The sequence below is a fragment of the Candidatus Nitrotoga sp. M5 genome (genome assembly GCF_927904885.1).
Lineage (GTDB): Bacteria > Pseudomonadota > Gammaproteobacteria > Burkholderiales > Gallionellaceae > Nitrotoga.
The window spans coordinates 1-8063 of the sequence record NZ_CAKMNW010000046.1; the positions used below are offsets into that span (position 1 = coordinate 1).

The window sequence follows — 8063 nt, forward strand, 5'->3', positions numbered from 1 at the left end:
GCGTTCATAAAGTTTGGGCCGGAAAGTTTGAAAGCTATGGTTTTTAGAGGTGCCCCTTAATAATAAAGGGGCCGTTTTAAACCGCGAAAAGTTGGTCGCTGCACGAGAAGATAAAGTCTTGATGCGGGAAAATGCTGCCGACTTGCGTGAAGTTGCGGTCCATCTGCGTGAAGGAAGAGTAACCTCGCGCGAACTGGAAATATGCGCAACAGAGGCAGTACAGCGAGTGTCCGACAGTCGCATGATTATGTTGCAGCAAGCGAACGCACATCTGGTTGTTGCTACACTGGAATCACACAGACTGGCCGAACAAGTCGAAGTGACTAAAGTTAAGCTAGAACACTTAGCTCATCACGATGTACTTACCGGTTTGCCTAATCGTATATTACTGCAAGACCGGCTTATTCAAGCGATTGAGTCAGCATGTCGTCAAGGCAGTCAAGTTGCGATGATGTACATAGATTTGGATCAATTTAAACATATCAACGACTCCTTGGGGCATTCGGTGGGCGATAAACTACTGCAGTCCTTTGCCCAACGGCTGAAGGGTTGTGTACGTCACATGGACACCATCAGTCGCCAGGGTGGGGATGAGTTCGTGGTGCTGCTTCCCTGCATCGAGAATCCCGAAAGTGCGGCGATGTGTGCTCAAAAAATGATCGCGGCGTTTGCGCTGCCACATTATATCGATCAGCACGAACTTCATATCAGTGCGAGTATCGGTATTAGTATTTATCCCGATGATGGCCAAGATGTGGAATCACAGATCAAAAATGCAGACACTGCGATGTATTTTGCCAAAGGAAATGGGCGCAATAATTATAAATTTTTCAAGCAAGAAATGAATGATCGCGCCGTCCAGCGGCAATCCATCGAGGCAAGCTTGCGCCGTGCACTTGAACGGCAGGAATTTGTGTTGCATTACCAGCCAAAAATAAATCTTACAAGTGGTGCAATTGTCGGCGCCGAAGCACTCATCCGCTGGCAGCATTCGGAATACGGTCTGCTATCGCCAGCGCAGTTCGTCTCCATTGCCGAAGACTGTGGCCTAATCCTGCCGATCGGTCGATGGGTATTGCACGAAGCCTGCCTCCAGGCTCGGTTGTGGCAGCAGGCTGGTTTGCCGTCGATCATCGTCGCAGTCAACATCTCAGCGCTTGAGTTTCGTGCCAGAGAATTTCTAGATAATATTCGCCAATCGCTCGAGGAAACAGGCTTGGAGCCACGCTGTCTGGAACTGGAATTAACTGAAAGCCTCCTTATGCAGGATGTGGGGTCTACCGTTTCCATAATGCATGCACTTGCAAATTTGGGGGTAAGGCTTGCCATTGATGATTTTGGCACCGGCTATTCTAGCTTAAGTTATTTAAGGCAGTTTCCTATTACGACCCTGAAAATCGACCAGTCGTTCGTGAGCCAAATGTGCAACAATCCAGATGATGCCGCCATCGTTAGTGCTGTAATAAGCATGGGTAAAAGCCTCAAGCTATGTGTCATTGCGGAAGGTGTGGAATCATCAGAACAGGCCTCATTTCTTTTGGCTCAGCGTTGCGACGAAGGTCAGGGTTACTATTTCGGACGTCCGATGGTAGCAGAGTCGTTCGCCACCTTACTGCAAACAGGTGGAACACTCATTCACAATTGGGGGGGCAAGCACTTTCATAGTGTCTAAGTTTTATAAAAAAGTGATGCGCTGTTAGGTGGTTATAAGGTGGTTGTGAATAAAAATTATATTGATTGTTTTTTTAAGTTTATTATATAAATCAATTGAATAAATCAAAACTGCACAAAGAAAAGCCTTCTGTCCTCAAAGATGATGTGGCTGCTCTAAGCCGCGAGAAGTTAGTCGCCGCACGAGAAGAGGCCGTACACATGCGTGAAGATGCTGAAAGTTTACGAGAAGACGCTGTGGACATCCGTGAAGATTCTATTCTGCTACGTGAAAAGAAAGCCGCTTTGCGTGAGCGAGAAATTCATGCGGCAGAGGCAATACAGGTAGCGATTGACGAGCACATAAAAAAATTGCAACAAGCAAACGCGAACTTAGTCGTTGCTACAATGAAAGCACGCAAACTGACCGATGAAGTTGAATCAACTAACACTCAGATGGAGCGCGCCATGGTTATCGCAGAAAAAGCCAATCTTGCGAAATCAGTTTTAGTTAGCACCATGAGCCATGAGCTGCGCACTCCGCTCAGTGCAATCCTTGGTTTCGCGCAGTTGTTGGAAATAGGTTCACCGCCACCTACAGATATCCAAACTGAAAGGTTACACCAAATTATCAATGCAGGATGGTACCTGCTGGAACTGATTAATGGAGTTCTTGATGATCATGCGACAATCGAATCTGGTGAGCGACCATTGATACTGAGCCCAGTACCGCTGGAAACAACCATGATCGAATGCCTGGCCATGATCGAATCGCAGGCACAAAAACGCGACATTCATATAAATTTTATTCCATTCGACAAGACCTGGTTTGTTAATGCAGAGCGAATTCGAGTAAAGCAGGTTTTGATCAACTTGCTCACCAATGCAATCAAATATAACCGCGAACATGGAGCGGTCGAGGTGAAATGCACCTGCACTCAGGAACGCATACGCATTAGCATCAAAGACAGTGGTGTTGGGCTGCCGCCAGAGAAGATGGCGCAGCTATTTCAGCCGTTCAATCGTCTTGGACAAGAATTCGGTGTTGAGGAAGGAACGGGTATTGGTCTGGTAATAACCAAGCAACTGATTGAACTGATGGGCGGCTCAATTAACGTGGAAAGCACTGTCGGTGTGGGGAGTGTATTCAGCGTGGAACTGAACCGGGCCGAAGGCTCCGCAACTTGCCTTTGAAAATTCAATCGCTGCCACGTGTAGTGAAGTGGCGGGAGGAGCGATCACGCGCCGCCAATCCGGCATTGTTGATCCAGATTCGTTTTGGAAATCTCGGTCCAGAATATCGAACGCCAATGGTTGGCGTGCGATTTAGTATCGCCGCTTTATTTTGACGTTGCGACAAGTTCCTGGATCTGCAAAGCTCTCCAAAATCGCGTTGCAGCAAGCCAGGATTTGGAAAATGCGCGCTGCAATGTGACGCTGGATTTCAGCCAGGCATTTCCTGGTGTGGCTGATGGCTTGGTCAGGTGTACGCTCAGGTACCAGCGGTAGTATCAATCGAAACCTCGTTGGTTGCGAGCCGCCGCGAGTTTCAGGTGAGTATCCGCACCTCGTCCGACGTACTAAGTTCGCAGAAGCTAATTTATAGATCGAGGCGTGACCTTGCCAAGGCTTGTTACAATAAGTATATAAAGGCACCTCTAAAAATCCAATTTTCGGCACAATACTGCGATAATCGAAAAAAACTTATCGCTTACATATCAATAGTATGACCGCTCGAATTTCTATTCGTGATTGTCTGCATAGAAAATTAAATTTGTAGAGGCGTCCATAAATCTTTTGCGCTCGCGCCGCGATCGGTTAGTTGAACCAGAACACACTTGTGGAAATCTACCTATGGCTCAAGTAAACAATACTTTTCGAAGCTTACTTCTGTGTGTTGTATTGCTCTCCTCGATTTTGATCGTCCCGGCTGCGCAGGCGGGAGATGCGTTGACAGACGCAACATCCACAGGGGAGCAAGTGATTTTGAATGTTCCCGCTGCGTCACCTGACCCTTACGGCCGTGAAACACCTCGTGGTTTGGCCACAGGTTTGCTCGATGCCTTTGCAAATGGTGACTATAACAGGGCATCTCAGTTTCTTGAGCCCTTCGCCAATCAGAAAAAACCGGATCCAGAAGCAGGCGTTGCATTGGCGAAGCAACTGCAACAAATACTCGACAGCAGTGGATCGATGCTCCCTTTTGTCGGCTTGTCCAACGAATCAACAGGTGTGACAGACGATGAGTTGCCGATCGATCAGGAACGACTTGGATCGTTCAGAACCAAATCTGGCGAGTCGGCGCTGTTAGCAAAACGTGTGACACCTGCGGATGCAGGTGTCACACGTTATTGGGTAATCACGACGGAGACCCTTGAACTTTTGGCTCAAGGCAACCCAGTTTCAGAACAGTCCGTAAGTGCCACGTTACTGCCCACGGTACTCACGGACATCAAAATCTTTGGTGCTTCTGTTGCTGACTGGCTTCTTCTCATGGTGATCGCAGCTGTCGCTTTTCTGGGAATTCGATTTATTTTCGCGATTTTACTCCGAGTGATTCGTGCCTATGTGAACGACCCAGAAACTAACCGCTTATACCAATTTGCCGAAGCGGCTATTCCTCCCCTGAGTCTTTGTCTTGCGGTCATCCTGTTTTTTATAGGAACACAAGAGCTACAGGTTGGGATCGTCGCACGACAGGTTCTCGCGCGCTACGCAACCATCGTCGCTTGGGTCGCACTCGTTTGGCTGCTGTGGCGTCTGATCGATATGATCTCGGACCTGTGGACCGCACGCATGGCGCACTCTGACCGTTATTACGCCATATCTGCAATGGTATTCTTGCGCCGAAGCGCAAAGAGCCTACTTGGCTTCGCCGCATTCGTGGCAGTGCTCGATACGCTGGATATTGATGTCACAACTAGTATCGCGGCGCTAGGTATAGGTGGTTTGGCGGTTGCCTTGGGTGCGCAGAAGTCCATCGAAAATCTGGTTGGGACCCTTACGGTCATCGTCGATCAACCTGTGCGCGACGGCGATTTTTGCAAGGTGGGTGATGTGTTGGGAACCGTGGAGGATATTGGGATGCGCTCTAGCCGTATCCGAACGCTTGCTCGAACAGTGGTCACGATTCCGAATGGCGATTTCGCTTCACAGCAGATTGAAAACTACTCGCGTCGCGACAGCTTTTTGTTCAATCCGATTGTCGGCCTGACATATGACACATCCGCTGCCCAGATGCGCTCGGTGCTTGCAGCTATACGTGCCTTATTGACAGAGGACACCAATATCATCGACGACAGCCGCGTACGCTTTGTTGAGTTTAACGCAAGCTCGCTCGATATCGAAATATTTGCCTACGTCAGGACTTTCGACTATGCGACATTTTTAGGCATGCGAGAAGAAATCCTACTGAAAATCATGGAAACAATTGAAGCAGAAGGCGTAAATATTGCGTTTCCAACACAGACCGTCATGCTTAAGACACCAAAATCAAACAGGAATGCAAAAAATGATAATATCACTGAACAAGAAACTTGATGTGCATTCCTTGGCGTTGCCAATGCTTGCTATGTCAGCGCAAAGTAGAAATGTCCGTTTGGGTTGCCGTTAAGAAAACTCAATGCCCGATCAAAATCATAGCGGGTGGCACATTGAAAGGGACATGAGGATAAGTCAAAAGGAAGCAAAATGTGGGCAGATCATGGTGGTGCTACTGTCCGCGCAGGTAAAATTGACCACAAGGAAAATGGCGAATACTGACTGTCACTGCGCGTTCAATCAAGCGTATCTTGCGGCGTTACCCGTATGTTGGGCTTGCCGCGGCTAATATTGGTTGAAACCATCACCAGGCCATGATACGGCAGGTTGTTGAAAGCCCAAGATAAGCGCCGCTATCGGTGTTGATCCCATGTACGAATGCCCTGCCAGATTTCGCGAACATGTGCAGGCGCTCTTCCCATGATCGTTTAAAATTTGGCGGCAGCCATATACGCTGCCCAGAATTCTGCTCCCATCTTCATGTCTGCTTCCCTTCAATTTGAATGATGGAGCAAGCATGCCGCTTGGAAATTCAGTTTGAGAGGGTGGGGCGATTGCCCCACCTTTTTTGCCATGAAACTAAATGTTAAAATGCAAATGTATGAGTTAATTGCATTGTTTGTCATTTTTTCGAGCTCGCAAAAATGACATTATTAATCAGCACGTGACACGCGATCATTATCCACGCGGACTCGATCTCCAATTGTTATATCGTTAATATTGCTTTGAGTGACTGAGTGAATGCTACCGTTATTCAACCGAACACGGACACGGTATTCATCTCGACTGGCGGCTTGTGAACGCTTTTCAATTTCACGACCAGCCATCGCTCCTCCGACCGCACCAGCAACCGTAGCTGCGGTCTGGCCTCTTCCGCTACCAACTTGGTGTCCCAACAGGCCGCCCACAACTCCACCAATGACGGCTCCTGTAATATGATTGCCATCATCGGAAATTTTAAAGGTTTCTATATCTTCAACCACACCATAGCCAATAAGATTGGAAGATGGTGAAGAGGTGGATGGCGATGAAGAGGAATTGGTTGGTGAGCCAGGATTGCTACTGTTTGCACAGCCTCCCAATAACATCGTAGCTGTCACAGCTCCTACTAAAATAATTTGCATCAATTTCATTTATTACTCCTAAGCAAACCAGAATAGTTGGATTGTAAAGATTTGAATTGTAAAACTTCAGCAAAAGCCAAGCTATTTACAGAGCCGCAGAAAAAAGAGCGCGTCCAGTATGTATACGGCAAAATCACACTATTATTTACTTCCCTTCAGCCGCGTCTTGAATATTATCTCCGGCCTTTTCAATTTGTTCTCCGGCTTTTTGAGCTGCCTTATCAATTTCCTTACCAGCACTCTCGGCCGGACCTTCCTTTTCCTGACAGCCTAATAGCGCTAACGTTAAAGCACTGACTGCTAATGCTGTAGTAGTGCTATTTTTCAAGTTCATCATTTAGTTAAATCCCCTAAAAATTTTATATATGATTAACGATGCATCGTCGCATTTGGTTAGTTAAAGATGCATCGAATTAGTAATGAATTTTTTACTTGCTGATTTCGTGACCGACAACCCCTCCAACTGCGGCACCACCAACCGTTCCAATAGTGCTGCCTCCCGTAAGTACCGCACCGCCAACTGCACCTGCACCAGCACCGATAGCTGTATTTTTATCCTGTTTAGACATGCCAGAACAACCACCTAGGCCAATAAACATAGCTACCGTTAACGCGTTTATGGCAACTTTATATGTCGTTTTCATGTTAGTTCCTTATTTTAGAAGAGTTCTTTAGAAGTACCCTTTAGTTAAATTAAATCAATCGTGACCACCAACACTAAGCCTAACCATTTTCTGTCCGAGGTATCCATCTTCCCCTTCTCATCTATTTTTGAAGCAATCATTGCAGCTGTAGCGTCTACTTATTCTTTATTGACGCCAGAAGCTTCCTGGATTGTGCCTGCCAGCTGATTTCGTTTCTCCACTGGGGAGCTGCTTATACCTCTTAATCGGTGTTCCTTTTTCTTGGTCATTCAAGTGGCCCGATATTCACGCAGCTCTCCACCTATATTCACGTTACAAAAAAAGTTGTACATCAGAGTTGAAAGGCCAGTAAGTTATTTGATGCTTAATTCGTTAATAACATTATGCACACCCTCAGTTTTGCGTGCGATATCGGTTGCACGATCAATTTGAGTCTGATTGTTAACAAAACCACTGAGCTGAACTTCGCCGTTGCTTGTTACCACTGCAATGTCAAGGCTCTTAATGTCGGGATCAGCAAGTAATGACGACTTAACTTTGGAGGTTATTACACTGTCATCAACTTTGACGCCCATGGACGTGTCACGGTCACTTTTTAAACTGACTCGATTGTCCACATCCTTAACACCTTCTACTGAACGCGCGATCATAATTGCATTATCAATTTGAGCCTGGTCATCCACAAAGCCACTTAACTGAACATTTCCATTATGTGTCTCCACTTTTAAATCAAAACCTTTAATGCTCGAATCAGCCATTAACTTGGATAATACTTTGGTGGTAATAGCGCTGTCGTCAATTGCTTTTTCCAGTGAAGTGCCTACGGTTGATACGTTCCCTTCTTCTTGAGTTTTGTTGCAGCCGGTGAATGATAAAACGCCTGCAGCTGACACAATCAAAATAAGTAACTTATAGTAATCATTCATGATTTTTCTCCAATTAAATTTAGTTAGCAACTGAACGTGAGCCGACAGATATCCGATAAACTTGTATCATCAAACTCTCATCGACATCCACTTCTATCTTTTCATATTTCAAAAATCTGTTCAGTGCGCTAGCGAACATATTTGCAGATACTTAGGTAACTATTTAGTTATCTACGTGT

At 46.3% G+C, this 8063-nt stretch carries 8 protein-coding genes; 4 read left to right on the plus strand and 4 right to left on the minus strand.

Translation table 11 applies throughout. The features are described from left to right. Positions 1-49 precede the first annotated feature (49 nt). The 4 genes from MJ770_RS09615 (at position 50) to MJ770_RS09630 (ending at position 5190) form a co-directional block, all read left to right on the plus strand. Complete coding sequence (locus tag MJ770_RS09615; protein WP_239253360.1) at positions 50-1672, plus strand: putative bifunctional diguanylate cyclase/phosphodiesterase; 1623 nt, start codon at positions 50-52, stop codon at positions 1670-1672. 95 nt (positions 1673-1767) lie between these two features. Next, a complete protein-coding gene (locus MJ770_RS09620) occupies positions 1768-2844 on the plus strand; it encodes a sensor histidine kinase (RefSeq protein WP_239253366.1) in 1077 nt (358 codons plus the stop codon). Then, positions 2841-2999: a hypothetical protein gene (locus MJ770_RS09625; RefSeq protein ID WP_239253368.1), complete on the plus strand. Its 159-nt coding sequence runs from the start codon at positions 2841-2843 to the stop codon at positions 2997-2999. The genes MJ770_RS09620 and MJ770_RS09625 overlap by 4 nt, the downstream gene beginning before the upstream one ends. Before the next feature lie 505 nt (positions 3000-3504). After that, positions 3505-5190 carry a mechanosensitive ion channel family protein gene (locus MJ770_RS09630; protein ID WP_239253369.1) on the plus strand — a complete coding sequence of 562 codons (1686 nt, stop codon included), beginning with the start codon at positions 3505-3507 and terminating at the stop codon, positions 5188-5190. A 653-nt stretch (positions 5191-5843) separates the two neighbouring features. Here MJ770_RS09630 and MJ770_RS09635 read toward each other — a convergent pair. The 4 genes from MJ770_RS09635 to MJ770_RS09650 all read right to left on the minus strand — a co-directional run bounded on the left by MJ770_RS09635 (position 5844) and on the right by MJ770_RS09650 (position 7884). Beyond that, a complete protein-coding gene (locus MJ770_RS09635) occupies positions 5844-6323 on the minus strand; it encodes a glycine zipper 2TM domain-containing protein (protein WP_239253370.1) in 480 nt (159 codons plus the stop codon). A gap of 136 nt (positions 6324-6459) precedes the next feature. Further along, on the minus strand, positions 6460-6651 hold the full coding sequence (locus tag MJ770_RS09640; protein ID WP_239253371.1) for a hypothetical protein: 192 nt from the start codon (positions 6649-6651) through the stop codon (positions 6460-6462). A 91-nt stretch (positions 6652-6742) separates the two neighbouring features. Further along, positions 6743-6958 carry a glycine zipper 2TM domain-containing protein gene (locus tag MJ770_RS09645; protein WP_320412225.1) on the minus strand — a complete coding sequence of 72 codons (216 nt, stop codon included), beginning with the start codon at positions 6956-6958 and terminating at the stop codon, positions 6743-6745. A 353-nt stretch (positions 6959-7311) separates the two neighbouring features. Further along, positions 7312-7884, minus strand: a complete 573-nt coding sequence (locus MJ770_RS09650) for a BON domain-containing protein (RefSeq protein WP_239253373.1) — start codon at positions 7882-7884, stop codon at positions 7312-7314. Positions 7885-8063: the final 179 nt, after the last annotated feature.

Coding starts and splice junctions, on each gene's coding strand:
- MJ770_RS09630 (WP_239253369.1), top strand. CDS start 3,505: ATGGCTCAAGTAAACAATACTTTTCGAAGCTTACTTCTGTGTGTTGTA.
- MJ770_RS09635 (WP_239253370.1), bottom strand. CDS start 6,323: ATGAAATTGATGCAAATTATTTTAGTAGGAGCTGTGACAGCTACGATG.
- MJ770_RS09640 (WP_239253371.1), bottom strand. CDS start 6,651: ATGATGAACTTGAAAAATAGCACTACTACAGCATTAGCAGTCAGTGCT.
- MJ770_RS09645 (WP_320412225.1), bottom strand. CDS start 6,958: ATGAAAACGACATATAAAGTTGCCATAAACGCGTTAACGGTAGCTATG.
- MJ770_RS09650 (WP_239253373.1), bottom strand. CDS start 7,884: ATGAATGATTACTATAAGTTACTTATTTTGATTGTGTCAGCTGCAGGC.